At 51.3% G+C, this 25,754-nt stretch carries 27 protein-coding genes and 1 pseudogene; 15 read left to right on the forward strand and 13 right to left on the reverse strand.

Features of this window, described 5'->3' with window-relative positions; translation table 11 throughout:
- Positions 1-20 precede the first annotated feature (20 nt).
- The 3 genes from ELK40_RS11370 (at position 21) to ELK40_RS11380 (ending at position 3,233) form a co-directional block, all read left to right on the forward strand.
- The gene (locus tag ELK40_RS11370; protein ID WP_115875056.1) at positions 21-548 is read left to right on the forward strand and encodes a GNAT family N-acetyltransferase; all 528 of its coding nucleotides are present in this window, start codon (positions 21-23) and stop codon (positions 546-548) included.
- 117 nt (positions 549-665) lie between these two features.
- Positions 666-2,117: a tagaturonate reductase gene (locus ELK40_RS11375; RefSeq protein ID WP_127730878.1), complete on the forward strand. Its 1,452-nt coding sequence runs from the start codon at positions 666-668 to the stop codon at positions 2,115-2,117.
- Positions 2,118-2,318: 201 nt separating this feature from the next.
- Positions 2,319-3,233: a bestrophin family protein gene (locus ELK40_RS11380; protein ID WP_111964594.1), complete on the forward strand. Its 915-nt coding sequence runs from the start codon at positions 2,319-2,321 to the stop codon at positions 3,231-3,233.
- Here the strand turns inward: ELK40_RS11380 and ELK40_RS11385 are convergent.
- The gene (locus tag ELK40_RS11385; RefSeq protein ID WP_111964593.1) at positions 3,221-3,769 is read right to left on the reverse strand and encodes a GNAT family N-acetyltransferase; all 549 of its coding nucleotides are present in this window, start codon (positions 3,767-3,769) and stop codon (positions 3,221-3,223) included. The genes ELK40_RS11380 and ELK40_RS11385 overlap by 13 nt on opposite strands.
- A 176-nt stretch (positions 3,770-3,945) precedes the next feature.
- Between ELK40_RS11385 and ELK40_RS11390 the strand changes: the two genes are divergently transcribed.
- The 8 genes from ELK40_RS11390 to ELK40_RS11425 all read left to right on the forward strand — a co-directional run bounded on the left by ELK40_RS11390 (position 3,946) and on the right by ELK40_RS11425 (position 10,982).
- Entirely contained in the window at positions 3,946-4,908 is a 963-nt protein-coding gene (locus ELK40_RS11390; RefSeq protein ID WP_032674783.1) for a hypothetical protein, read from the forward strand.
- Positions 4,908-5,495: a hypothetical protein gene (locus tag ELK40_RS11395; protein ID WP_023292418.1), complete on the forward strand. Its 588-nt coding sequence runs from the start codon at positions 4,908-4,910 to the stop codon at positions 5,493-5,495. The genes ELK40_RS11390 and ELK40_RS11395 overlap by 1 nt, the downstream gene beginning before the upstream one ends.
- Before the next feature lie 11 nt (positions 5,496-5,506).
- A complete protein-coding gene (locus tag ELK40_RS11400) occupies positions 5,507-5,977 on the forward strand; it encodes a GNAT family N-acetyltransferase (RefSeq protein WP_126303312.1) in 471 nt (156 codons plus the stop codon).
- 12 nt (positions 5,978-5,989) lie between these two features.
- Positions 5,990-6,430, forward strand: coding sequence for a GNAT family N-acetyltransferase (locus ELK40_RS11405; protein ID WP_127730880.1), 441 nt, complete (start codon positions 5,990-5,992; stop codon positions 6,428-6,430).
- A 145-nt stretch (positions 6,431-6,575) separates the two neighbouring features.
- Positions 6,576-7,571, forward strand: a complete 996-nt coding sequence (locus ELK40_RS11410) for an alpha/beta hydrolase (protein WP_127730883.1) — start codon at positions 6,576-6,578, stop codon at positions 7,569-7,571.
- A 44-nt stretch (positions 7,572-7,615) separates the two neighbouring features.
- A complete protein-coding gene (locus ELK40_RS11415) occupies positions 7,616-8,356 on the forward strand; it encodes a response regulator (RefSeq protein WP_111964589.1) in 741 nt (246 codons plus the stop codon).
- Positions 8,353-9,654 (forward strand): ATP-binding protein, encoded by a 1,302-nt coding sequence (locus ELK40_RS11420; protein WP_127730886.1) that lies wholly within the window; start codon positions 8,353-8,355, stop codon positions 9,652-9,654. The genes ELK40_RS11415 and ELK40_RS11420 overlap by 4 nt, the downstream gene beginning before the upstream one ends.
- Before the next feature lie 137 nt (positions 9,655-9,791).
- Positions 9,792-10,982, forward strand: coding sequence for a cytochrome c biogenesis protein/redoxin (locus ELK40_RS11425; protein ID WP_127730888.1), 1,191 nt, complete (start codon positions 9,792-9,794; stop codon positions 10,980-10,982).
- Positions 10,983-10,987: 5 nt separating this feature from the next.
- On the opposite strand, the gene tam is transcribed toward ELK40_RS11425, so the two are convergent.
- Complete coding sequence (gene tam / locus ELK40_RS11430) at positions 10,988-11,746, reverse strand: trans-aconitate 2-methyltransferase (RefSeq protein ID WP_127732781.1); 759 nt, start codon at positions 11,744-11,746, stop codon at positions 10,988-10,990.
- Between the two features lie 436 nt (positions 11,747-12,182).
- Here tam and ELK40_RS11435 point away from each other — a divergent pair, with 436 nt between their 5' ends.
- The gene (locus ELK40_RS11435) at positions 12,183-12,821 is read left to right on the forward strand and encodes an acyl-homoserine-lactone synthase (RefSeq protein WP_127730890.1); all 639 of its coding nucleotides are present in this window, start codon (positions 12,183-12,185) and stop codon (positions 12,819-12,821) included.
- Between the two features lie 14 nt (positions 12,822-12,835).
- Here ELK40_RS11435 and ELK40_RS11440 read toward each other — a convergent pair whose 3' ends face one another.
- Complete coding sequence (locus ELK40_RS11440) at positions 12,836-13,528, reverse strand: LuxR family transcriptional regulator (protein ID WP_127730892.1); 693 nt, start codon at positions 13,526-13,528, stop codon at positions 12,836-12,838.
- A 305-nt stretch (positions 13,529-13,833) separates the two neighbouring features.
- Positions 13,834-14,418 (reverse strand): GDP-mannose pyrophosphatase, encoded by a 585-nt coding sequence (locus ELK40_RS11445; protein WP_127730894.1) that lies wholly within the window; start codon positions 14,416-14,418, stop codon positions 13,834-13,836.
- A gap of 86 nt (positions 14,419-14,504) precedes the next feature.
- Here ELK40_RS11445 and ELK40_RS11450 point away from each other — a divergent pair, with 86 nt between their 5' ends.
- Positions 14,505-15,278, forward strand: coding sequence for a DeoR/GlpR family DNA-binding transcription regulator (locus ELK40_RS11450; RefSeq protein ID WP_127732783.1), 774 nt, complete (start codon positions 14,505-14,507; stop codon positions 15,276-15,278).
- A gap of 38 nt (positions 15,279-15,316) precedes the next feature.
- Here ELK40_RS11450 and ELK40_RS11455 read toward each other — a convergent pair whose 3' ends face one another.
- The 4 genes from ELK40_RS11455 to ELK40_RS11470 form a co-directional block, all read right to left on the reverse strand.
- Complete coding sequence (locus ELK40_RS11455) at positions 15,317-15,679, reverse strand: DUF4406 domain-containing protein (RefSeq protein WP_115875067.1); 363 nt, start codon at positions 15,677-15,679, stop codon at positions 15,317-15,319.
- 149 nt (positions 15,680-15,828) lie between these two features.
- Positions 15,829-16,200: a VOC family protein gene (locus ELK40_RS11460; protein ID WP_127730896.1), complete on the reverse strand. Its 372-nt coding sequence runs from the start codon at positions 16,198-16,200 to the stop codon at positions 15,829-15,831.
- Positions 16,201-16,294: 94 nt separating this feature from the next.
- A complete protein-coding gene (locus ELK40_RS11465; RefSeq protein WP_127730898.1) occupies positions 16,295-16,738 on the reverse strand; it encodes a PACE efflux transporter in 444 nt (147 codons plus the stop codon).
- 75 nt (positions 16,739-16,813) lie between these two features.
- The gene (locus ELK40_RS11470) at positions 16,814-17,776 is read right to left on the reverse strand and encodes an NAD-dependent epimerase/dehydratase family protein (RefSeq protein WP_127730900.1); all 963 of its coding nucleotides are present in this window, start codon (positions 17,774-17,776) and stop codon (positions 16,814-16,816) included.
- Positions 17,777-17,870: 94 nt separating this feature from the next.
- Here ELK40_RS11470 and ELK40_RS11475 point away from each other — a divergent pair, with 94 nt between their 5' ends.
- A complete protein-coding gene (locus ELK40_RS11475) occupies positions 17,871-18,779 on the forward strand; it encodes a LysR family transcriptional regulator (protein ID WP_127730902.1) in 909 nt (302 codons plus the stop codon).
- Positions 18,780-19,069: 290 nt separating this feature from the next.
- A pseudogene (locus ELK40_RS11480) lies at positions 19,070-19,506 on the forward strand (carboxymuconolactone decarboxylase family protein); the annotation flags it as partial.
- A 28-nt stretch (positions 19,507-19,534) separates the two neighbouring features.
- Here the strand turns inward: ELK40_RS11480 and ELK40_RS22690 are convergent.
- The 5 genes from ELK40_RS22690 to ELK40_RS11500 all read right to left on the reverse strand — a co-directional run bounded on the left by ELK40_RS22690 (position 19,535) and on the right by ELK40_RS11500 (position 25,745).
- Entirely contained in the window at positions 19,535-19,816 is a 282-nt protein-coding gene (locus ELK40_RS22690) for a hypothetical protein (protein WP_164850606.1), read from the reverse strand.
- Positions 19,817-19,818: 2 nt separating this feature from the next.
- Positions 19,819-20,106: a hypothetical protein gene (locus ELK40_RS11485; RefSeq protein WP_127730905.1), complete on the reverse strand. Its 288-nt coding sequence runs from the start codon at positions 20,104-20,106 to the stop codon at positions 19,819-19,821.
- Positions 20,107-20,191: 85 nt separating this feature from the next.
- Positions 20,192-20,923: a GTP pyrophosphokinase gene (locus tag ELK40_RS11490; protein WP_127730907.1), complete on the reverse strand. Its 732-nt coding sequence runs from the start codon at positions 20,921-20,923 to the stop codon at positions 20,192-20,194.
- A gap of 396 nt (positions 20,924-21,319) precedes the next feature.
- A complete protein-coding gene (silA, locus tag ELK40_RS11495) occupies positions 21,320-24,484 on the reverse strand; it encodes a Cu(+)/Ag(+) efflux RND transporter permease subunit SilA (RefSeq protein ID WP_127732785.1) in 3,165 nt (1,054 codons plus the stop codon).
- Between the two features lie 10 nt (positions 24,485-24,494).
- Positions 24,495-25,745 carry an efflux RND transporter periplasmic adaptor subunit gene (locus tag ELK40_RS11500; RefSeq protein WP_127730909.1) on the reverse strand — a complete coding sequence of 417 codons (1,251 nt, stop codon included), beginning with the start codon at positions 25,743-25,745 and terminating at the stop codon, positions 24,495-24,497.
- Positions 25,746-25,754: the final 9 nt, after the last annotated feature.

Consider the following 25,754-nt stretch of genomic DNA (forward strand, 5'->3'; position numbering starts at 1 on the left):
ATTCAACGTAAGGAAAAACAATGAATACCTCACTGCAAATCAAAAACCTCACCCGAGACGAAATTCTTACCCATATTGATGCGCTGGCCGGGATCCTCGAAAACTGTGTGAACGGCGGGGCATCCGTCAGCTTTATGCTCCCTTATAGCCCGGATAAGGCCCGTATTTTCTGGCGCGGTATTGCCGAAAGCGTAGCGCGAGGCGAGCGGCTGGTGCTTGTCTGCGTCGATGCGCAGGACGGCATCATCGGAACGGTGCAGCTGATCACAGACCAGCCGGAAAACCAGCCGCACCGGGCCGATGTGGCAAAGCTGCTGGTTCATGAGAAATCGCGCCGGAAAGGGGCCGCGATGGCATTGATGGAAGCGCTGGAAGCTGAGGCTCGGGCCAGAGATATTTCGGTTCTGGTGCTTGATACCTCCACCGGCAGCGGGGCCGAAACCTTCTATCAGCGTGCCGGCTGGCAAAAGGTTGGTGAGATCCCGCGCTACGCGCTGATGCCGGACGGTGCCATGACGGCCACGTCCGTGTTTTATAAGTTCCTGTAAATATTCTGCACAACTACGCGACGTATTGATCAAAACAGGGTTTCTGGTCGTTAAGTTTTGATAAGTTATCGTACCAATCTTATCAGGCTGTATGACTAATCATAAAAGGAACCCCTTGTGAACACGCTCAACCGTCGTGATTTTCCCGGTGCTCAATACCCAGAACGCATCATTCAGTTTGGTGAAGGCAACTTCCTGCGTGCGTTTGTCGACTGGCAAATCGACCTGCTAAATGAACATACCGATCTTAATGCCGGCGTGGTTATCGTCCGTCCTATTCAGAGCGATTTTCCACCGTCGCTGAGCACTCAGGATGGTCTCTATACCATTATCGTTCGTGGCCTGAACGGGCAGGGGGAAGCGGTGAGCGAGAGCCGTCTTATCCGCTCCGTTAACCGTGAAATCAGCGTCTACGACGACTATGACGCGTTTCTGAAACTGGCTCGCAATCCGGATATGCGGTTTGTTTTCTCGAATACCACCGAAGCGGGTATTAGCTACCACGCAGGTGACAAATTCGACGATGCCCCTGCAGTGAGCTATCCGGCGAAGCTGACGCGACTGCTGTTTGAGCGCTTCAGCCACTTTAACGGCGCGCCGGATAAAGGCTGGATCATCATCCCGTGCGAACTGATTGACTACAACGGAGATGCCTTACGTGAACTCGTTCTGCGCTATGCGCAGGAATGGGCGCTGCCTGCGGCCTTTATCCGGTGGCTAAACGACGCCAACTGCTTCTGCTCGACGCTGGTAGACCGTATCGTGACCGGTTACCCGCGCGATGAAGCGGCTGCGCTTGAAGCTGAGCTGGGTTATCACGATCGGTTCCTGGACACGGCTGAACATTTCTATCTGTTCGTTATCCAGGGGCCAGCATCCCTTGCGCACGAGCTTCGTCTGGATAAGTACCCGTTAAACGTGCTGATTGTCGATGACATCAGGCCTTACAAAGAGCGCAAAGTCGCCATCCTGAACGGCGCGCACACGGCGCTGGTGCCGGTCGCGTTCCTGGCCGGGCTGGATACGGTAGGCGAGGCGATGAATGATGCCGAGGTCTGCGCGTTCGTCGAAAAAGCGATTTATCAGGAGATTATTCCGGTCCTCGATCTGCCGCGTGACGAGCTGGAAACTTTCGCCAGTGCGGTAACTGGACGTTTTCGCAACCCCTACATCCGACACCAGCTGCTCTCCATCGCGCTTAACGGCATGACCAAATACCGCACCCGCATCCTGCCGCAGCTGCTGGCAGGGCAGAAGGCGACGGGGCAATTACCAGCACGCCTGACGTTTGCTCTGGCCGCACTGATCGCTTTTTATCGCGCGGAGCGTAACGGGGAGAACTATCCGGTGCAGGATGATGCATTCTGGCTGGAACGTTATCAGCAGCTGTGGGCGCAGCACCGCGATCGGCAGCTGAGCACCCGTGAACTGGTGCAGTCGGTGCTCAGCGTGAGTGAGCACTGGGAACAGGATCTGACGCAGGTGAACGGTCTTGTCGACCAGGTGACGCTGGATCTGGATGCCATTCTGCTTAAGGGCATGCGCACCGCGGCTAAACCGCTTTGTTAACAGGTTCACCCGGCTTCGGCCGGGTTTGAATACGACATTATTTAGTTACAACATACTATTGGCTTTTTTTTTAAAAAGCACATGCAGCACCGTACGGTTTTCGTTGCTCAGGGGAGAAAATGCAATGTTCCGTTAACATGCTTGCAACGGTGACGGGGATCACGTTTAATAGCCTCGCTCTTTTCTTTCCTGAAACTCACTATGATCGTTCGTCCTAAACAGCACTGGCTACAATTGATTTTTGTCTGGCACGGTTCGGTACTTCCCAAGATCTATACCCGATTGCTGCTCAACTTCCTGCTCTCTATCGCCGTTATCCTGATGTTACCGTGGTATACGTCGCTCGGTATCAAATTTACCGTGGCGCCATTTAGCATTCTCGGCGTGGCGATCGCTATCTTTCTGGGTTTCAGAAACAACGCCTGTTATTCACGCTACGTCGAGGCGAGGCTGCTCTGGGGGCAGCTGATGATAGCGGCACGCTCGCTGTTTCGCGAGGTAAAAAACACCTTGCCTGACGATAAGCACCTGGGCGAATTTGTCCGCCTGCAGATTGCTTTTGCCAACTGCCTGCGCATGACCCTGCGCCGGGAGCTGAACGCCGAGCAACTCTCTCGCTATCTTGCTGCGGATGATTTACGTCACGTGATGAGCGCCAACTCACCGGCGAACCGTATTTTACTGATCATGGGGGAGTGGCTGGCCGTGCGGCGGAGAAACGGGCAACTCTCAGACATTCTGTTCCATAGCCTGAACAATCGTCTGAACGACATGTCTATCGTCCTTTCCGGCTGCGAGCGCATTGCAACCACGCCGGTACCGTTTGCCTATACGCTGATTTTGCACCGCACGGTATATCTGTTCTGCATCATGCTGCCTTTCGCGCTGGTTGTGGACCTGCACTACATGACGCCCTTCGTTTCGGCGCTGATCTCCTACACCTTTATCTCGCTGGACACCCTTGCGGAAGAACTGGAAGATCCGTTTGGCACCGAAGATAACGACCTGCCGCTGGACGCCATCTGCAATATGATGGAACGCGATCTGCTGCAGATGAACGATGAAGAGAACATCCCGGAAAGGCTGATGCCGGATAAACATTATCAGCTGACCTGACGGGCGTTCCACTCTTCGCGGGTGATTTCCCACAGCTCGGAGTCCAGCATCCCGCTGACGTAGGCTTTCTTTTCCGTCCTGATAAGCCGCATGCCGCTACTGTCTGAAATACGCCGGGAGCGGCTGTTGGCGGCGGCTTTCGGTGCGCGCAATACGGGTTTGTTTAGCGTATTGAACCAGTAATCCGTCGCGGCAATACTGGCTTCGCGCATATATCCGTGCCCCTGAAATTCCGGCGCGAGCCAGAACCCGCGGTTGTTGTCCTCGACGTCGTACAGGCAAATAATGCCCATCAATTCATCCGGCATATCGCGTCGCCGGATGCTCCAGAACCAGGCAATCCCTTTTGCCATATCCGGCAGCGCCACGTTGTTGACATAGTTTTCCGCGCCGTTATCCGGGTAGGGCCAGGGCACGGAGGAGACCATATAACGGACAATCTCCCAGCGCGGATATAGCTTTTGTATCTGGACGGCATCTTCCGCTACCAGCGGTTTCAGCAGTAAGCGTTCTGTCGTGAGCGTCGGTATCGTCATGCGCTGATCTCCCTTTTTAGGCGTTATGCTTTTGTTTGCGTTCTGGTATTTTCATCTATATGACGTTCTGTTTAGTTGCGTTGTAACGTATTTACTACCAAAATTTTGCTCTGCTGAGCGTTCGACTACCATCAGATTAGTTGGGCTAACTTACCTACCCACATAAGGAATAATGTATGGTTTTGCCTGGAATGAATCCTGAGACCAATCTCCCCGGTTATGATTATGCGCGAATGGCAGGTTTAGGGGCTGCAGATTTCGATTTCAAAGCACTGGGTTCCGCCATGGACTGTAATCGCGAATTTGCTCAGGCCGGTATCATTTATTCTGATGGTACTCAACGCTACCTGGTTCGCTCTGGTCAGCGTCATCCTAATGGCCAAAGTGGTATTGTAACCCACGTAATTGTAACGAAAGCGAACTCGCAGCCATCCACCTCCAGCGTAGGTAAATCATTGACTGACGCTGTGACATCGACATCCATGGGTACTGAGCTTGCGTCGACTGTACTATCCTGTGGCGCGATGATCATTACTGGAGGTGTAATGCTTGCAGGCACGGCAGCAACACCTCTTACCGCAGGAGGCAGTGGTGTTTTAGTGGCTATCGGCTACGCTGGTACTCTCGCTACCGGATTACAATGTGTTAACGGTCTTTATCGAATTTATGATCTGGTTGAAAACGGTGGCGGAAATGTTGCATGGCTCGATACGCAAGAATGGTACGTCGCCACCTCCACATCACTGGATGTAATTTCGTTAGCAAGTGCAGGTGGGGCATTAAAAGAAGCCGTTACCACCTGGCGTGCAATGAAATCCATATCTTCCTTGAAAGCCACTGAATGGTTAAAAAGCTATCCTCGTCAGGATCGTGCTCGTTTGACCGAATTGATAATTCGCGCGCAAAACCCCGGTATAAGCAACAAAGAAATCAAGGCTCTTATCCGCGCGGGTCTTTATCCGAAACGCTTTCCAACCGGGCCGGTTCAGGTAGAACTCACTCGACAACTTGGGCAAGTGGTAACAAGTGCCGCAGCATTGGCAGGAAGTGCGGTGAGCGGCGTTATTGCAGCGCCCAGTAACTTACCACGGACCGGTAAATACATTATCGGTACCATTCAGTCACTGGCGGTATTCTGATGAAGTTTTTGAGTTTGTTAACCGGACGGGTTTTCCAGGATCTCCTGCAACATGGTAAAGATATAGAGGAGGCTATTGCTCGTCGTGATACCCGCCTTCTGGATAATTCCACTCCCGAGCTGGAACGGTATTTTTCGCGACCCCTCAGTGAGCTTCCGCGTCAAAATCCTTACCCGGTAGCTATGCTGTTACCTCTGTTTTTAGTGGCGTTTGCGCTAAACCTTTTGCCTTTTCTCAGCACGTTGCAGGGTTTGTCACCTTTACATCATGCATTGAGCTTTTTCTTGCCATCATTGACGATGACAGGCGCGCTCATTGTGACAAGCGTACTACTGGCTCGTGGAAAGACGTCGGGATTGTCGGGCTTTATGGCGTTGTTCATCATCCTGCTGATAACGACCCTCGTTCAGGTTCTACATGTCATGCTTTCTCATGATGGAAGCCTCTGGCCACACGTCATTGCATCTTTCGCGCTGTTACTTTGTCGGGTGGTGATGAACGGCAGCGGCTTTGTTCTATTTACGCTCTATTGTCGTACTCAGCGTCTTGCCAGATTGGCACGGGAAATGCGGCTAAAAAGCCGTTAAAGGGGGAGGTTATGACATTACGAAAAGCCACGCCGCAGGAAGCCGAAACACTCTGGAACATTCGCAACCAGGCGATTCGTCACGGCTGTAAAACCAGTTACGATGCCGACGTCATTGCGCGCTGGACGCCGGATCTCATGCCCGAACGCTATCGGCAGATGGTCATTGAATACCCTTTTTACGTGGTGGAAGATGAAAAGGGCGACGTTGCGGCGACCGGCTATCTGGATCTGGATACCCACTGTCTGGAGGCGATATTCACCTTGCCCGCGGCATTCGGTAAAGGCATGGCGACCCGGATTATCGAGGCGCTCAAAAATGAAGCCCGTAGCCGGGGGATAACCCGTCTGAGGCTGGATGCAACCCCTAACGCCCAGTCGTTTTATCAGAAGCTGGGGTTTGTCACGCTGCGCGAAAACTATCATCATTCGCGTATGGCGGGGGCTGATTTACGCTGTTTTGAAATGGCGATCGACTTGTAATGTGAGGAACACATGGCCGTCACGGTAAGACCTCTATGCGAAAACGATTATTCCCAATGGCGACCGCTGTGGGATGGCTATACCCATTTTTATGATTGCTACCTCGAGGAATCCGTCACCGCAGCGACGTGGGAAAGGGCGCTCTCAGCGCATTCACCGATGTTCTGCCGGGTGGTCGAGAAGGACCAAAAGGTCATCGGTTTCGCGATGTGTATTCTGCATGAAGGAACCTGGTCTACCGCGCCCATCTGCTACCTGGAAGATCTGTTTGTTGATGCCGATGAACGCGGGGCGGGAGCAGGTAAAGCGCTCATTGACGCCCTGATTGAGGAAGGCAAGCGCGAAGGGTGGTCAAAACTGTACTGGGTCACCCGGGAGAACAACCCGGCGCGTAAACTCTATGACAAATACGGTGAGGCTGACGATTACGTCCGCTATCGTCTCTCCATCTAAGACTCCAGCACCTGTGTTTGTATCACACTGTATCAAGGTCCCGGATACGTACACAGGCTTGCAATAAACCCGCTTTCGCACATATCCGCTATACACTGCAGTGTTGTTATATCCCCGTGAATTGTAATCAACCGGAGATACCAACATGTTTAGCAAACTCGCGTACTCGACCCTTGCACTGACCATTTCTCTTGGCACCGTGATGTCCTGTCAGGCTGAAGTCACCGGCACGAATATCGCGGCCGCCTTTGATCATCCGCAGCAAATTAACGCCGGCGATCTGAACGTCGGTTATGTCGACCTCGGCCCGAAAGACGGTCAGCCGGTTATTTTACTGCACGGCTGGCCCTATGATATTTACAGCTACGCCGAGGTTGCACCCGCACTGGCGGCAAAAGGCTATCGGGTGATTGTGCCTTCTCTGCGCGGCTACGGCACCACGCGCTTCCTGTCAGCCAAAACGCCGCGCAACGGCCAGCCTTCAGCCATGGCAAAAGATATTGTGTACCTGATGGACGCCCTGAATATTAAGCAGGCGGTATTTGCAGGATATGACTGGGGTGCCCGAACGGCAGATATCGTTGCGGCGCTGTGGCCCGAGCGCGTTAAGTCACTTGTTTCAGTGAGCGGGTATCTCATCAGCAGCCAGCAGATTGGCAAACAGCCGTTGCCGCCAAAAGCGGAGCAGCAGTGGTGGTATCAGTTCTACTTCGCCACCGCGCGCGGTGCTGAAGGCTATGCGAAAAACACGCATGACTTCGCCCGTTTAATCTGGTCTCAGGCATCGCCTGACTGGAAATTTAGCGATGCTGTCTTTAACACCAGCGCCAAATCCCTCGACAATCCCGACCACGTCGCCGTGACGCTCAGCAACTATCGCTGGCGCTTAGGGCTGGAAAAAGGTGAGCGCAAATACGACAGCTACGAGCAGAAACTGGCCACGCTGCCGAATATCACCGTTCCAACGATCACCATCGAAGGTGGGAACAACGGCGCGCCGCATCCTGCACCGCAGGCCTATACGGGTAAATTTACCGGTAAGTACGAGCACCGCACTTTTGGGGCCACCGTAGGGCACAACCCGCCTCAGGAAGATCCGCAGGATTTTGTTAAGGCCGTTGTTGACGCTGACAAACTCTGAAATGTGCTATTTTCAGTACGTTACCCTTCGGTCTGGAGATTTCGGTGGAGCATATTGATCATATCCTTGTCGTCGATGACGACAGGGATATTCGTGAACTGATTGTCGATTACCTTGCTAAGTCTGGTTATCGCGCGACGGGCGCGGCCAACGGCAAAGAGATGCGCATCGTGCTGGATAAACAGCATATCGACCTGGTTGTGCTGGATGTCATGATGCCCGGCGATGACGGCCTTACGCTGTGTCGAGAGCTGCGCGTCGGGAAACATAAAGATCTCCCCATCCTGATGCTGACGGCGCGCAACGAGGAGACGGACAGGATCCTGGGTCTGGAGATGGGCGCGGATGACTACGTGGTGAAACCATTTGTCGCCCGCGAGCTGCTGGCGCGTATCAAAGCGATTTTACGGCGTTTTCGCACGATGCCGCCCAATCTACAGGTGACGGAAGCAGGGCGGCTAGTGATGTTTGGTGAATGGCAGCTCGATACCGTCGCTCGCCACTTAATCGATCCGGAAGGGGTAATTGTGGCGCTCAGCGGCGCGGAGTATCGGCTGCTGCGCGTTTTCCTTGACCATCCGCAGCGCGTGCTGACCCGTGACCAGCTGCTCAACCTGACGCAGGGGCGAGACGCCGAGCTGTTTGAACGCTCAATCGACCTGCTGGTTAGCCGGGTTCGCCAGCGTCTCAACGAAGATGCCCGCATGCCCGCTTATATCAAAACCGTGCGCAGCGAAGGCTACGTTTTTACGATGCCAGTGACCATCAAAGAGGTTAACGAATGAGGCTCTGGCCACGCTCGCTGCTGGCCCGTTTGCTGCTCGTCGTGCTGGCCGGTCTGCTGCTGGCTAACGCCCTGAGCCTGACGCTGGTCATGGTTGAACGCATGCACAGCGCCCGCACGGTGATGCTCGGTAATCTGGAAAACGATGTCGCAACCAGCGTCGCCATATTAGACCGCTTACCGGCGAGCGAACGTGCCGCCTGGCTGCCGCGGCTTGAACGGGGTAACTATCGTTATATTCTGGGCACAGGGGAACCTGGCGCAGCGCCGACGGATAAGCGTTCGCAAGATGCTATCCGAACCTTAAAAGCGACGCTTGCCGCGCATTACCCGCTTAGCTTTACCGCGGTTCCCGGCGCCATTTCGCATATTCAGGCCCATCTTACGTTACGCGATGGCGCACCGTTGACCATTGACCTGATCCCGCGCATGCCGCCCGTCGCCAGCTGGCTACCGGTCGTTCTCATCCTGCAGCTGCTGGTTCTGGCTGTCTGCTCCTGGATAGCCGTGCGGCAGGTCGTGCGGCCTTTTTCACACTTTACCCGCGCGGTGGATGCGCTGGATCCGGCGGCCAGCACGCCAATGACGGAAAAAGGGCCGCTTGAGGTGCAGCGGGCAGCGCATGCCTTCAACGCCATGCAGGCGCGCATTCAGTCTTATCTCCGGGAACGCGCGCAGATCCTGGCCTCGATTTCTCACGATCTCCAGACGCCCATTACCCGCATGAAGCTCCGCGTCGAAATGGCCGGAGAGCCTGAACTTCGCGACAAGCTCCTGAACGATCTTGATAACATGTCTCGTCTGGTACGGGAGGGCATTGCGTATGCCCGGTCATCGGAATCACTGGAGGAGACGTCGCTTAAGCTGGAGCTGAACGCCTGGATCAACAGCATCGCCTGCGATTACCAGGACATTGGTAAAAACGTGCACTTTCAGGCAGGCGAAACCCGCTTGCCCATCGTCACGCGGCCGCAGGCGCTTCGCCGGGTGATGACCAATCTGCTGGATAACGCCCTCAAATTCGGCGAGCATGTTGCGATTTCAATAGACGATTCATCAGACAGCGAGGTCATTATTCACATTGTGGACGACGGACCGGGGATCCCCGAAGCCGAGCTTGAGGCAGTTTTACAGCCGTTTTATCGGGTTGAAACCTCGCGCAACCGCGAGACTGGCGGGACAGGACTCGGACTAGCGATCGCCGCGCAGCTCACCGCTCAGCTGGAAGGAAAGCTCGGGCTGGCGAACCGTAACGGGGGCGGGCTGGACGTCTCCATTACGCTACCGCGCCGTGAGTAAAATTGTACGGCTTTGTATCTCCCTGCCTGGGCGATACAGAGCCAGACAAAACCCTCGCATTTACACATATCCTGAACACATCCGCACGCTGAAATAGCCTCACTGCAGCGTCGCAGGACTTGTATTGTGAGGTTTCTATGTTTCTGGTAATCGCTTTTCTGGGTGGGATGATAAGCCTGCTCAGCCCGTGTACGCTCCCGGTTATTCCACTTTTGTTCGCCGGTTTCCAGGGCCAGCGTCGGCATATTCTGGCCCTGCTAGTGGGGATGATCGTGATGTTTACCCTGGTGGCGATGGCCGTCACCGTCGCCAGCGAGTGGATCGCAGAGGCAACCATCGTCGGGCGCTGGATCGCGCTCGTCATTCTGGCCACTGCCGCGCTAGCCTTAATTTTTCCGTCTTTCGCCCAGCGTATTGCGGGACCGGCCGTCAGCGCGGGTAATGTTCTCAACACCCGAAGCGGGCAAACGCGCGGAATGGCATCGGCTTTTCTGGCCGGGCTTGCTGTAGGACTGCTCTGGTCTCCCTGCGCCGGTCCCATTCTGGGTGCGATTTTCGGCATTAACATTGCGGGGCATTCCGCTATTACCACCGGCGCTCTGCTGGCCGCCTATGGCAGCGGATGCGCAATGATGCTGGGATTACTCGTCATTGGAGGCCGCACGCTGATGGCACCTTTAAGGGCAAAATCGGCGCTAATGGAAAAGCTGCGACAGGGTGCAGGCGTTGTGATGTTAGTGACCGTCGCATTTAACGCGACGGGGATGACTTCGCTGCTTAAAGGGGCAAACGGCGTCTCGGACCGTCTTGAAACCGCGCTGTTAAATCTGACGAAACCCACAGCCACGCCGGTGAAGCTTGAGCCGATAGTGATTACAGAGCCCAGCAGTCAGCTGCCTTCGCTCAGCGGTGGAACAGGGTGGGTGAACGGTGACCCTGTCACGTCTGAATCGTTACACGGGAAGGTTGTACTTATTGATTTCTGGACGTGGGACTGCATTAATTGCCAGCATACGCTCCCCCATGTGCGGGAGTGGGCCACTAAGTACCAACCGCAGGGTCTGGTGGTGATCGGAGTTCACACCCCGGAATACCCCTGGGAAAAACCGCTTTCGTCGGTTAAAAATGCGGTGAATAAATGGCAACTGCCGTATCGGGTGGTCACGGATAACAACTATAAAATCTGGAATGCTTTCGGCAACCAGTACTGGCCAGCGCATTACTTTTTTGATGCCAAAGGGCAGCTGCGCTATACCGCCTTTGGCGAGGGTGACTATGAGCAACAGGAAAAGGTTATCCAGCAGTTGCTCAAAGAAGCTCGGTCATAGCCCGTTCAGGGCTGGCGTTGAGCCACGATAAACAACCGGGGGAAAGCCAGCAGTATCTGCCCGTTTTCCTGAAGCGGATACTGCTCTTCCAGCAGTTCATGGTAGCGTTTCAGGAAACGTTTCTGCTCGCTTTCATTCAGTTCCTGGAGCCAGGGCCGCAGGCCGGTGGCGCTTACCCAGTCAATAATGGCCTGATGAGAGCTCATTTTGTGATAATAGGTCGTCCGCCAGATATCCACGTCACAGCCAGCCTCCGACAGAATATCGTAATAAGCATGTACGCCTGGCAGAGGCTCGCGGCCACGGTCTGGGTAGTCTTGCTCAAGCGCCACTTCACGCATCGCCACATGGGTCGGTTCCAGCCAGTTGTCAGGCATCTGGATCGCCAGTACGCCATTTAGCTTAAGCAGGGAGACAAGATGCGGCAGGAGATCGTAATGGTCCGGAACCCATTGCAGCGACGCGTTGGCATAAATCAGGCCCAGCGGCTGGCCAGGCTTGTACTGACGTATATCGGCCTCAATAAAGTGGCAGTCAGGTAAGGCTGCGCGTGCTTCCTCAAGCATGGCAGGGGAGTTATCGACCCCGGTAATGTGAGCAGAAGGCCAGAGATGCTTCAACAGCGCCGTGCTGTTTCCTGGTCCACAGCCTAGATCAGCGATGGTAGCGATCTCATCCAGAGGAATTCTGGCGAGCAGTTCTGCAGCTGGACGCGTTCTTTCTGCGCCAAATTGCAGGTAAAGAGAAGGGTTCCAGTCGGTCATCATCAATTCTCAGTTTGGCATGCTTCTGCAAGAATAGCACAGGCAGGCGCCTTCAAAGCGGTACGGGAGAGGTTCAGGGCAGATGAATTCCGCAGTTTCTGTGAAATAAAAGAGAGGAAAAAAATAAGAAAACGGAAATATTACCCCTTAAAGGATTAAGGGGCAATGTTTTTATTGTAATAATTTTATGATTATTGTTTTTTAATATTTTATCGGCAAAGTGCTTCTTATGTTCTGTACCCGAAACTTTAAATATTAGATAATAATCGATGGGTATATCCCTGGTGTTTCATAGGTCTTTGACCTCCTGACCGCTTAGTTTTGCGAGAACTTCGTGGTCAGGTACTTTTTAAGTATAGGGAATATGCGGCACAATGAAAGCTGTCCTAAGAGACAGGTGAAACTAGTTTCAGGTGTTATTATCAGGAACATGAGAATGAATTCTGTCATTGAATTTTTTTTACACGACTACGATGATTTACCACCAGCATTAGCGCGCGAACTCTACAGACTCAGAAGAAAAACTTTTCGGGACCGACTCGACTGGAAGGTGGAATGCGTCGAAGGTATGGAAAAGGATCAATTTGATTCCCATAACACGACATACTTACTGGGTATGTATGATGGGCAGCTGCTATGCGGCGCGCGATTTATTAACGCAACGCAGCCGACAATGATAAGCGAGATCTTTCACAACTATTTCGATAATCCCATTGTTTTTCCAGCAGATGTTCCCTGCTGTGAAGTGAGTCGTTTATTTTTAGATAAAGAAACACGAGACTCCGCAAGTCTGCAGGGCGTGCCCGCCAGTAAAGCATTGTTTCTTGCAATGATTATTTATTGCATTAAGAATAAATATCATGGGATGTACGCAGTAGCCAGCCGTGGGATGTATGCCATATTTCGCCATGCTAACTGGAAAGTTGAGGTTATTCAGCGCGGTGTTTCTGAAAAAGGGGAGGTTATTTACTATATTTACATGCCTGCCAGTATAGGCATCATTGAAGACATTATTAGCAAAGATAAATCCAGTCACTGGCTTCGTGAAATGCTCGAGCATCTACACCATTTATAACCAGTGGCTGAGGCTTACTCCTCCAGTAACCGGAGTTCCGTTCCAAGTTTTATTGCGTGTCTGGCATTATTCACACCGAGTTTTTTCATTATATTGCCCATATGGAATTTAACGGTGCGCTCGGCAATAGACAAAATAACAGCAATTTCTGCGTACGTTTTCCCGGCACTGACCCATTTAAGGATTTGGCGCTCACGTGGCGACAAGAAAACATTCTTTTTCTGCTGATGCTGACTATACAGATTGAGTGTCTTCTGATGTAACTGAACAAGGAAACGTAGAAATTGCGGCCGATACTTCTCTATGTCAATGCCAGAATGCTTAGGACTGATGACGGATAAGACAACAAGATTATTCAGATAGTCATGCAGAGGAAACGTCTGTCCCTGGTAAATATCATACTGGACACTTTCGTCGAAAATGCGTGTCAGGTTATAACCATCCGACAGCACGACATCACTTTCCCAGAAAAAATCTTCAACACAGCGCAAAGCCCTAATAATGACAGGGTCAATGAACTGGTATTTTCTTTCAAGGTAGATATTAAACCACTCAGGGCTATTATTGATTATCCTCATCTGTGAAGGATCTTTCTTGTTCATAATAGCGTAGGCGAAGACGATCCCTTTGAAATCCTCAAAAAACGCGTCAAGCTCACTCTGAATTAGCGTATTGATCGTTATGTCGTTGTAATATGTATCCTTCACGTGAGATGCTGCCTCCTGTTTGAATGGAAGAGCAAGTATAATATGCTTCGTTATCCGTAGCGAGTCGCATTTTAATCCAGACAACAGATAAGACAGGCTACCTCAGCGGGCAGCCTTGTGAACGTTTGGCATTTTTGAATGGTAAATGCGGATGACTCAGGGAATTGTTGATGATTTTATCGAATTGCGAAATCGTTCACTAAATATAGTAGGCTGCAAAATTTAGGAGGTTTTCCCTTTTCTTACGCGTAACGTACAAGCATACCGTTTACATACGTCTATAAATCAGGATTTAAACCAGTAGGTTACAGAATACCTTTAAGGGCAACATGATACAGCAGCATGATGGTTTTACCGTCGACAATCTTGCCCGTTTCAATGCTGCGTAAAGCCTCTTCAAGCGTCATTTCCAGCACGTCGATATCTTCTCCTTCAGCCTTGATCCCGCCGCCTGCGCTGGTTCTGTCATGTGGTTGGTACTCGGCAAGATAAAAGTAGAGTTTCTCCGTGACGGAGCCTGGGCTCATATAGGCTTCAAAGATTTTCTGCACGCGCGAAACGTGAAACCCGGTCTCTTCTTCCGCTTCTGCTTTAATGCGGCTTTCGGGATCCATATTGTCCAGCAATCCTGCTGCTGCCTCAATTAAATCGTCTTCATGGCCGTTGATAAAGACAGGGAAGCGGAACTGGCGCGTCAGGATCACCGTCTTTTTCTCACGGTTATAGAGTAGAATCGTCGCGCCGTTGCCACGGTCATAGACTTCCCGATGCTGCCGCTGCCATTCACCATCACGCCGCTGCAGGTCAAAGGTGTATTTTTTGAGGATGTACCAGTTGTCTGACAGGGTTTCACTGTCGATGATGCGCACATCTGCACGTTTTGATTGCACGAATGTCCCTCCTTACGTAGAGTAATGATCATAAACAGCATCATCATGCATGTTCAGGATAAAACATGCAACATCAGGAATTCACCATGCTCACCAGTCAGCGAAAACAATTGATCCTTGAGAAGCTGGGTGCCGAAGGTCAGGTACAGTCAAAAGCGCTCAGCATTCTCTTTGACGTATCTGAAGACACCATCCGGCGCGATCTGCGCGAGCTGGCGGCAGAAGGGCGTTTGCAGCGTGTTCACGGCGGCGCGCTGCCGTCATCTTCCGCTATTGCTCCGTTTGCCGAACGGCAATCCGTGAAGATGGATGCGAAAAAAAGGGTGGCCCGAAAAGGGGCACAGCTAATTTCATCAGGCCAGGTGGTGATTGTCGACGGTGGCACGACAACCTCCGAGCTGATTACGTTTTTCCCTCCTGACTTGCGCATCACCGTGGTGACGCACAGCCCGAGCATTGCTCTGGGGCTCGTTGATCATCCTTCCATTGAGGTGATTTTGATCGGCGGACGCTTGTATAAACATTCAATTGTTGCGGTCGGCGCTGCGGCCATCGAAGGCATAGCGAATATACATGCGGACCTGTTCTTTATGGGCGTGACCGGCATTCATCCTGACGCGGGGCTGACAACCGGTGATTTCGAAGAGGCATGCATCAAACGTGCATTTTCCGGCAGAGCCGCGGAGACGGTCGTTCTGGCTTCTCCGGAAAAGATCAACACCGCGTCTTCGTTTGTGATTGGAGATGTGTCTTCGGTAAATACCATCGTCGTTGAAGACGGTACAGATAAGGACTGGATCCGCGCGGTATCGGAAAAGGGCGTATCCGTCGTGCTGACCTCAGATCGTGACACCCTCTGACAGCCAGCCTTTGACCACGGGCTGGCTGGCGTTCCGGATTAAGCTTCTGGAATGTTCTCAAGCGCGGTATAAACGATGAGACCATATTTTCGGGCTACTTCAATATCCATATCGGCGCCTTTAGACGCACCGGCAATACGATAAATCGCATCGCATTTAGCGATGAGCCGGTGAGCAACGGGGTACAGCATCGCTTCGCTGATTTCATCACCCACCGTTATTGAGCCTGCGGCTTTTGCCAGCGGCAACGCAAGCCATTCACCGATGACCGGAATGTGGCCACGCTGGTATACGGCTAATGCTGCGCTTTCGAGACGCGCCAGATTCTCATCAATTCGTGCCTGAACGCCATCGGTTCCGCTGCGATAGGGACCGGCAATTAAAATCAACTGTTGTGTCATAAATACCTCTGTCAGTGTTGTTGCATGAAAATGCACATTTACAGACGAGACTTTTCGACATCACTGGCCAGAAATACAGCTTTTCGTGCATTATCGTGCAGAAAACCGCATGAGTAAATCGTTTTACGGGTTCTGAAAGACCCGTTGAGCTACTCGCTCTCCGGCGTATGGCACACGGCCTCGATGTTATGCCCATCAGGTGAGATGACAAAAGCGGCATAATAATTTTCACCGTACGAACGCAATCCCGGCCCGCCGTTATCACGTCCGCCAGCGCGAAGCGCGGCATGGAAAAAATCATCAACCTGCTGACGCGTATTAGCCACAAACGCCAGATGCAGGGGCGCTGGTTTGTCATTTGTATGGAAAAGGCAAAGTGAAACGTCCCCGGAGCTCATTTCAACACCATACTCCGGCGCGCCTTCATCGATGATTTTTACCCCAAGCGGGCGAAGCGCCTCGAGGAAGAAAGTTTTACTTTTTTCATAATCGCTGACGCCGAATTTCACATGATCGAACATTATCGACTCCTCAAAAGAGATAGAGAAATGAAGAGTATAGAAGGTGAGAGGAGTCGAATACGATCAAAAGCGTGTCAATGTGACAGGTATCTCTCTACATAGCAGACCGTTTCCGCCCAACAAATGTCCAGCGCAGGTAGTCGTAAATCCAGTTAAACAGTAACGTGTACGGCAGGAAAAACAGTACAAGACCGATCTCAACAAAAAATGCCTCAGTCACTGTAAGATTCAGCATAACCATCGCGACAGGAATTAGGGTGATGATGAGTCCCGTTTCAAAACCTACCGCATGGATCGCTCGAATGAGAAACGTCCGTTGAAAGCGGTATTTTTTCTGCAGCGAGTCGAAGAGTTTATTAAAAATAAAATTCCAGACCGTTGCGGTAAGGGCGGATATCACGGACAACGAGCCCGACTGGAGTATCGACACGTTCATCAGCCAGGCAAGAGATAGCGCGATAATAATGTTGGCCATCACTTCAAAAATAACTGCGTGTAAAATTCTCTCTTTAACACTTTTATTTAATTCAATTTCCATTTGCTTAGGGCTGCGTTTTTCAAAAGCTGAAGTATATCAGACATCGTTCAACCTTTTCTAAACGTACAGGTTATGTTAAATGCAGCCCAGGCCCGCTAATGTGGAATATACAGCTTCAATAAGAGGGGTCTGGGGCTCATGGCCCAAAAAGGAAACCAGTTTTGAATTATCCATTTCTATTGTCTGCTCCCAGAGATAACGCATCTCCTGCATTTCATGCAGTGTGGTATTAAAGGGGCTTATCGCCGAGATAAGCCACCAGGGAAACGATTTCACCTTCGCCTGAATACCGGCACGCTCCGCGACGTGCTTTATGGCGGCAGTCATCGCTGTCCCGTCAGGATCCCAATGCCCGCGCATATGGAAACTGGCAAACGGTTCGAGTTCCTCCCGACGCGACAGCAGTGCAACGAGCGTTTCGGCGACATCCGGCAGATAAGCCCACTGGTGGCCTGCGCCGGTTTTCCCGGGGTTTTGAATTATCTTCGGCGGTTGCCCCGGTTTGACCAATCCCTGCGAAAACCAGTTATTGCCGGCATGGGGACCAAAAAAGTCACCTGCACGTAAAATCAGCACCTTTCCGCCACGCTGCGCATAATCTGCGAGTTCCTGCTCCATTTGCACCCGTATAGCGCCTTTTCGGGTAAACGGATTCTGAGGAGAATCCTCGCGTAAGAGGGGAAAAGCATCCGGGCCGTAGTTATAAATCGTGCCCGGCAGAACGATTAACGCACCGATTCGCTCCGCTGCATTTATGGTGTTATTCAGCATGGGCAAAACCAGCTGTTCCCAGTTTCGATAACCTGGCGGGTTTACGGCATGGACAATAACGCTGCATTCGGACGCCGCTGCCTCAACCTGTTCTGCATTCTGCGCATCACCGCTTATCCACGAAATGCTTTTGTTGCGATCGTCAGTTTTCGGAGCGCTGCGGCGCAATGCACGCACATCCCATTCGTCACGGATCAATTTGCGGGCTATTTCGCCACCGATCCCACCCGTTGCGCCCAGTATCAGTACCTTATTTGTGTTTTTCATCGTTTGCCCCTTATTGGATATCTGCTTGACATCATAATGACCGCACGGGCTAAATGTAATTGCATAATATAAGCCAGCAGGTATTCATTTTTGTATGAAGCTAAATATCCCGTGGGAATGGTATCGCACCTTTCTGGCCGTGATGAGGGAAGGGTCTCTGTCAGGGGCCGCACGCAGGCTTGCCATTACTCAGCCAACCGCCGGACGCCATATTGCGGCGCTGGAGTCAGCCCTGGGCCTTGTTTTATTTACCCGTTCGCAGACAGGATTACAGGCCACGGATGCAGCCGTTGAGCTGAAGGGCCATGCGCAGGCGATGGAAAATACGGCCATGATGATTGAGCGGTCGGCAGCCAGTTTCAGTTCCGGCGCAACCGGATTACGAGGCATTGTGCGCGTCGCCGCCAGTGAAATCATCGGCACGGAGGTTCTTCCTCCAGTGATCGCACAAATAAAGGAAGAATACCCGCAGATAGTTATTGAACTGGTTCTGTCTAATCGCGTTCAGGATTTACTGAACCGGGAAGCGGATATTGCCGTACGCATGGCCACGCCGGTGCAGGAGCAACTGATTGCACGTCGGATGGGCAGGGTTGAAATAGGTCTGCATGCCGCGCCAGCCTATCTGTCACGATGTGGTGCTCCGGAAAGTATTGATGAGTTATTCACCCATACGCTCGTGGGTTTCGATAATACGACTCCCTTTATTTTACAGGCACTTAAACAATATCCACAGCTAAACCGTGAATTGTTTACCGTGCGGAGTGACAGTGATATTGCACAATTAAACCTCATTCGTGCAGGAGCGGGTATCGGTATGTGCCAGGTACAACTGGCCGATTTTTCTCCGCCGTTACAGAGGGTCATGCCTGATTTCTTTGCATTTCATCTCGACACCTGGTTGGTGATGCATGAGGATTTACGCCATAGCCAGGCCTGTAAAACGGTGTTTGATTATCTTGCGGAGGGTTTGCAGGCTTATATCAACAGGACAAAACGGTAAATAATAAGGCTGGGAAGAACAGTACCGTCAAGCTGGCGTGCTATCTGCGTTTTCACGGCCTTTGGTTGAGACGTTGAGCAAAAGCTGGATGCACATAAGATGGTCAGCTAAGACGCTTTAATAGTCCATCGGCATCCAGGCTAACGATGACCACAAAACGCCAGATTTCCCCTTATTCCATATAGGTGCGCATAATGTATATTATGTTAAATTGCATTTATGGTTCTATACTCCATGGTGCTTTCAGGACATTGGTGTCCTCCCTTCTCGATAAAATCCACCTTCGATTACAAACTATTACAGAAGATCTGTGGACACGAGATGCCCTCTCGCCCAGGGATCGTAGTATGGTGACCGTCTCCATGCTAATTGCCAGAAACCAGCCTGGCGACCTTAAGCACTATATAGACATTACCCTTGATAATGGCGTTACGCCAGCGGCATTGTCAGAAATCATTACCCATCTGGCGTTCTACTCAGGTTGGCCAAATGCAATGTCAGCCGTCAGCGTGACCAAAGCAGTAGCAGTATTTGAAACTCGTGGCGTGACGGCAGATGCCTTCTCCGGACCTGCTTCCTCTCAATCAGGAAGCAGAAAAGCAGCGTTCAGAGACAGTGGAAAAATGTTGGCCCAATATCTCCAGGCCTGGTTAAATTCACTGCAGATCCACTGTTCCTGGATCTCTGGCAAAGACCCGCGCTGAAACCCCGCGACAGAAGCCTGATTAGGAGTTATCGACTTCAAAACATGGAACCTAGTTTGATTGTATTTTACCCTGTGCCAAACCTTGCAATATTATTGGTGCGGAGGCTCCAATATGAATTGCTAAAATTTCATTCAATTGAACTTTTAGGATTTGCACATAAAAGAACACAAGTGCACCACCCGTTAAAATCATTACAATAGTAACTATCCAATAAAAAAAGGAAGTTAACCACTTTGGACGCGTACCTTTATCAGCTTCTCTAAGCTTATAAATTGCGATAAGTTCAGGAATCAACCCACCAAATAACCCCCACATCACTAATTCACGCATAGCTATTCCTCGGATGAACCTACTTTGGCACCGCTTATACTTCTAAAGGCCTGCCATGCATCGCCCAATGCTGTCTTTCTACTTTTTAAAACATATAATGATGATCCATTTTTCCCCGGTATAAGTGACTTCCTTATTTCAGGTGTACTATCTAAAATCCTTATAACCTCTCCTTCCGGGAGCTTTACTTTAATTGCTATCCCTTTAGCGGTTCTATAAAGCCATTTTGGGTTGGTCATTTCTCTAATAATTTCAGCTTTAGGGTTTTTTTTAATTTTGTTTCGAGACATTTATGCACTCCATGATATATATTTGTCTTTATACATCGTACTTATTATCAATAGGTTTTTATTAATGGTTTATTTCAATGGTTAATTATGTCGATTGAAAACCCTCTCTTTTATTTTCTTTTGTTTTTTCGTCAGCAAGTTTTTGATAAGCATTTCTTAGAGTTAGAATTGCTTTTTCCTCGCCCCTCAATCTATCAGAGATTTGTGACAGGCTTTCTTCATAGAACTGATTGTCAACACCTGCATTTTTTGCTTTATAATGAAATTCATGAGTAATGTCGGCCCATGCGTCTTGGAGTTTTGTTCTTATCTGAATTTCGCAAGCCATATTTTTAGAGCCTATTATAATTTCATCGCTATCAATATCCCTCGTAATTGCATCATAACTAATGCTACCCTGTAAATGTATTGATCTATAACCTGACTCTTTGGGTTCGGTTATATAATCCTCTATGTTTTTATCAATTACAATGTGCTTTGAAGAAGAAATAAATGATTTAATGCCATAACAATCATCAATAAACCAACAAATAACTCTAGCACCTACAAGATCTTTTATTATGTCTGTTGGGTAATAAAATTGCGGCCATTTTTTATTTTCGAGTTTTTTCAAAAAACTCGACTGAGACTTTACTCTTGTCAATACTCTTATTGCTTCAGGTGGTAGGTTATTTTTAATTGTATAAGCAAGGGCTAATTGTGTTAATCTTATTTTTAACAGTTCACTAATTTGCTCCAGATCTGAACCATATCTGTTGTAAAAACGTGATACTCTTTCTATAAGTTCGAATTTATCTAAAATTTTTGGTCCAGTCATATTAATCCCTTATGTTATCTCATTTATGATCAAACTATCATTAATAGAATGTGATAGATTATTTTTTACTCACTTACTATCTATTCATCGATAAGCCTTAACAACTTTTGCCAGCTATCTCCCTCAGAACAACGATTACTATTAAGATAATCTTGGTTCTGAATGTTATATGAATTTAAATTTTTCTCAATAGGTCAATAAGATAATCCTCAATATTTTTGCAGCATATGCAGAAAATGGCACAGTGCAAGGTATCATGCCTCGTGTGCCAGTTCTCAAGCAGGTCATTACTCGCCTATGAGTCATATATTTTAGAAGTATATTGGGCAGCGCTCAGCGAAGCCTCTTTTTTTCCCCTGTACAATCGAGCCTGGAGTAAACTTATGAGCCATTCTCTTATCGCGTAAAAATCCCGCCACTACAGCGGTTTTTATACCTGCGCAACCAAATCAACTTATACGCCGCAGGGATAATAAACAGCGATAGCAGCGGAGCCGTAATCATGCCGCCGATCATTGGCGCCGCTATCCGGCTCATGACTTCTGACCCGGCACCGGTTCCCCACAAAATTGGCAGCAGACCGGCAATAATCACCGCGACGGTCATCGCCTTTGGCCGCACGCGCAGGACGGCGCCATGATAAAGCGCCTCATCAAGCCCCCGTTCAGTGAATGTTTCCTGGCGGGACAACGCCGGATGTTCTTCAACGGCATGACGCAAATACATCAGCATGACCACCCCAAATTCTGCCGCCACCCCGGCCAGGGCGATAAACCCGGTGCCGGTTGCCACAGACATATGGAAGCCCTGCCAGTACAGGAACCATATCCCCCCGACCAGGGCGAACGGCAGGCTCATCAGGATCAGCAACGCTTCATCCACGCGACGGAATGCCAGATACAGCAGAATGAAGATGATCATCACCGTCATCGGTACCATTAGCTTCAGTTTCTTGTTGGCGTGCTCGAGCAGTTCGAACTGTCCGGAGAACGCGACGCTGGTGCCCGGCCTCAGCTTTACGTTCTGACTGATGGCCGTTTTAATGTCGTTCACTACGGACACCATATCCCTGCCACGGGCATCAATATAAATCCAGCTTGCAGGTCGGGCATTCTCCGTTTTTAGCATCGTGGGGCCGGAAACCACGTTGATATCCGCCACATCACCCAGTGTGATCTGCTGTTTCATCGGCGTCAGGATCGGCATCTGCCTCAACGCGTTCGGGCTGTTTCGGTAGTCCTGAGGATAACGAATATTAATCGGATACCGTGCGACGCCTTCCACCGTTTCTCCCACCGTCGCCCCGCCGATGGCCGTGGAGACGAACAGCTGCACGTCGCCCACCGTCATCCCGTAGCGGGAGGCTTTTTCCCGGTTGATATCAACGTTAATGTAGCGCCCGCCTCCCAGACGTTCAGCCAGGGCTGACACCACGCCCGGCACCGTTTTAGCTACCGCTTCAATGCTCTGCGCCGTGGCGTCGATATCAGCCAGAACGGTACCTGACACCTTGATGCCAATGGGGCTTTTAATCCCGGTTGAAAGCATATCGATGCGGTTGCGGATGGGCGGAACCCAGAGATTCGCCAGGCCAGGTAAACGAACGGTCTTGTCGAGTTCGTCAACGATCTTGTCAATCGTCATTCCGGGTCGCCACTCATTCTCAGGCTTAAGCTGAATGGTGGTTTCCACCATTTCAAGCGGTGCGGAGTCCGTGGCCGTTTCGGCTTTACCGGTTTTACCGAACACCGACGCTACCTCAGGCACGGTTTTGATGAGTTTGTCCGTGGTCTGCAGGAGCGCCGCCGCCTCTGCCGGAGAGACGCCCGGCAATGTCGAGGGCATATACAGCAGATCGCCTTCGTTGATCTTCGGTAAAAACTCGCCACCCACCTGGCTCAGGGGCCAGATCACCGTGAAGATGGATAATGCCGCAATCAGCAGGGTTGTTTTAGGCCAGTGGAGCACCCTAATCAGAAGCGGATGGTAGGCTTTAATAAGCAACCTGTTCAATGGGTTACTGGTCTCTGCGGGGATTTTACCCCGGATCCAGAATCCCATCAGAATGGGGATCACGATGATGGCCAGCGCGGCCGCCCCTGCCATAGCGTACGTTTTGGTGAAGGCCAGCGGACCAAACAGCCGCCCTTCCTGCCCCTCGAGGGTAAAGATGGGAATGAACGACAAGGTGATGATCAGTAGGCTGATAAACAGCGCGGGGCCAACCTCTACAGAGGCGTTGGTGATGACCTTCCAGCGGGTAGCGTTGTCAATCTGCTCCCCTGAATGCTGGTGATCCCACTCTTCCAACCGCTTATGCGCGTTCTCAATCATCACGATGGCGGCATCCACCATTGCGCCGACGGCAATGGCAATGCCTCCCAGAGACATGATATTGGCGTTCAGCCCCTGGAAATGCATAACGATAAAGGCAATACATAGGCCAAGCGGCAGAGAGATAATTGCCACCAGCGCCGAGCGAATGTGCCAGAGGAACAGCGCGCAGACGATGGCCACCACGATAAACTCTTCGAGAAGCTTGCCGCTCAGGTTATCAATGGCCCGGTCGATGAGCTGGCTGCGATCGTAGGTAGTCACAACCTCAACGCCTTCCGGCAGGCTGGCCTTCAGCGTCTCCAGCTTGTCTTTCACCGCCGTTATGACCTCGCGCGCGTTTTTACCCGAACGCAGGATCACCACGCCGCCCGCCACTTCACCCTGCCCGTTCAGCTCGGCAATACCACGGCGCATTTCCGGCCCCGTTTGTACGCGGGCAACATCACGCAGGTAAATCGGCACGCCGTTCTCACCGGTTTTGAGGACGATGTGATTGAAATCATCGATGGTCTGCAGATAGCCGCTGGCCCGGACCATATATTCCGCTTCCGCGATTTCTACGGACGATCCCCCCGCTTCCTGATTAGACGATTCAAGGGCCTGCTTAACCTCCGGCAGGCTGACGCCGAACTGCGCCAGCTTTAACGGGTCAACCTGAATCTGATACTGCTTCACCACGCCGCCGACGGAGGCCACCTCGGCCACGTTCGGGATAGTTTTTAGCTCAAACTTCAGGAACCAGTCCTGCAATGAGCGCAGCTCGGCGAGATCGTGTTTTCCGCTGCGGTCCACCAGCGCATACTCAAATATCCAGCCTACGCCCGTGGCGTCCGGGCCGATTTCCGAGCTCACGCCGGCAGGGAGTTTGCTCTGAACCTGGTTCAGGTACTCCAGCACGCGCGAACGGGCCCAGTACAAATCGGTGCCATCTTCGAAAATGACGTACACGTACGAATCACCAAACTGCGAAAAGCCGCGCACTGTCTTTGCGCCGGGAACCGACAGCATGGTGGTGGTGAGTGGATAGGTCACCTGGTTTTCAATAATCTGCGGGGCCTGGCCGGGATAGCGGGTTTTGATAATCACCTGCACGTCAGACAGATCGGGTAAGGCATCGACAGGCGTGTTAATAATCGTCCATGTGCCCCAGACGCTGAGGAACAGCGCCCCCATCATGACCAGGAAACGATTGGCCACTGACCGTCGGATAATCCATTCAATCATCATCGTCTCCTTAATGGCCAGAATGCGCGTCTTCAGTTGTTTCAGCGTGGCGCATGCGGTTCAACGCACCGGTAATATTGGCCTCCGAGTCAATCAGGAACAGACCGCTGACCACCACCGACTCCCCCTCCTCCAGTCCGCTACCAATGCCGGACTGCTGCTGAGATTCATGCAGAACGCGGATCCTTTTCGGTATAAAATTCCCGTTCGTATCAACGGTAATAACGCGCTGCTCTTTGCCGGTATCAATAACGGCCTGAGACGGAATGAGCAGCATTTCCTGACTGTGGGTATTCAGCTTCAGGTAGGCATTCATGCCAGGTTTCAGCAGCTCATCCTTGTTGGAGACCTGCAGGCGCAGCTGCAGCGTACGGGTGGTTTGATTCACGCTCGGCAGAAGGCTCCATTTTTCAACCGGGAAGGATTTATCCGGATAAGCAGGTACCGAAACAGCAAACTGCGAGGTGTCTTTCAGAAGATAAGCAATGGACTCAGGGACCGCTGCACCGATCCAGACCGGATCCATCCCCTGAATTTGTGCCACCACCTTTTCTTTCGAAATATTCATCCCGGTACGGAGGTCAAAGGCCGTAATCACCCCGTCGATCGGTGCCCTGATGGTAAACCGTGTCTGAATCGTGCGGGTCGCACGCAGCCTCTGAATATCCTCATCCGGCATACCCGCCAGCCGAAGCCGTTCCAGAACCCCTTTGATTTGCGTCGGCGTTCCGCCGGTGCCGGATAACAGCAGAAACTCGCTCTGCGCCTCTACCCAGTCCGGAATGGTAATATCAATCAGCGGCGTTCCTTTCTTCACCTTATCGCCGATCGTCAGCGGGTAGACTTTCTCAACGAACCCTTCCGCGCGCGCCTGCACAATGACAAACTGATAGTCGTTATAGCTGACGATGGCCGGGATCGTCTGGGCATAATTCAGCGTTCCGCGCGTCACCTTTTGCGTTTTTAATCCTAAATTCTGGACCTGGGTCGGATCGATACGGATACCGTCACCGCTTTTATCGTTATTTTCGTCCGCATATTTCGGGACCAGATCCATATCCATAAACGGTGATTTACCGGGCTTGTCGAATTTCACGTCAGGCTTCATCGGGTCATACCAGAAAAGGACCTTTCTTTCCGCAACGCTATTTGCTGTTTTTTCAGATGAATGAAACGCCTGCAAAGCCGTCACGGATATCAGCCCTCCCGCAATAAGGCTGCTGACTATCATGGCAGCATATTTTATTTTGAATGAGGCCATGCCGTTTCT

The organism is Enterobacter sp. N18-03635, assembly GCF_004006055.1.
Lineage (GTDB): Bacteria > Pseudomonadota > Gammaproteobacteria > Enterobacterales > Enterobacteriaceae > Enterobacter > Enterobacter vonholyi.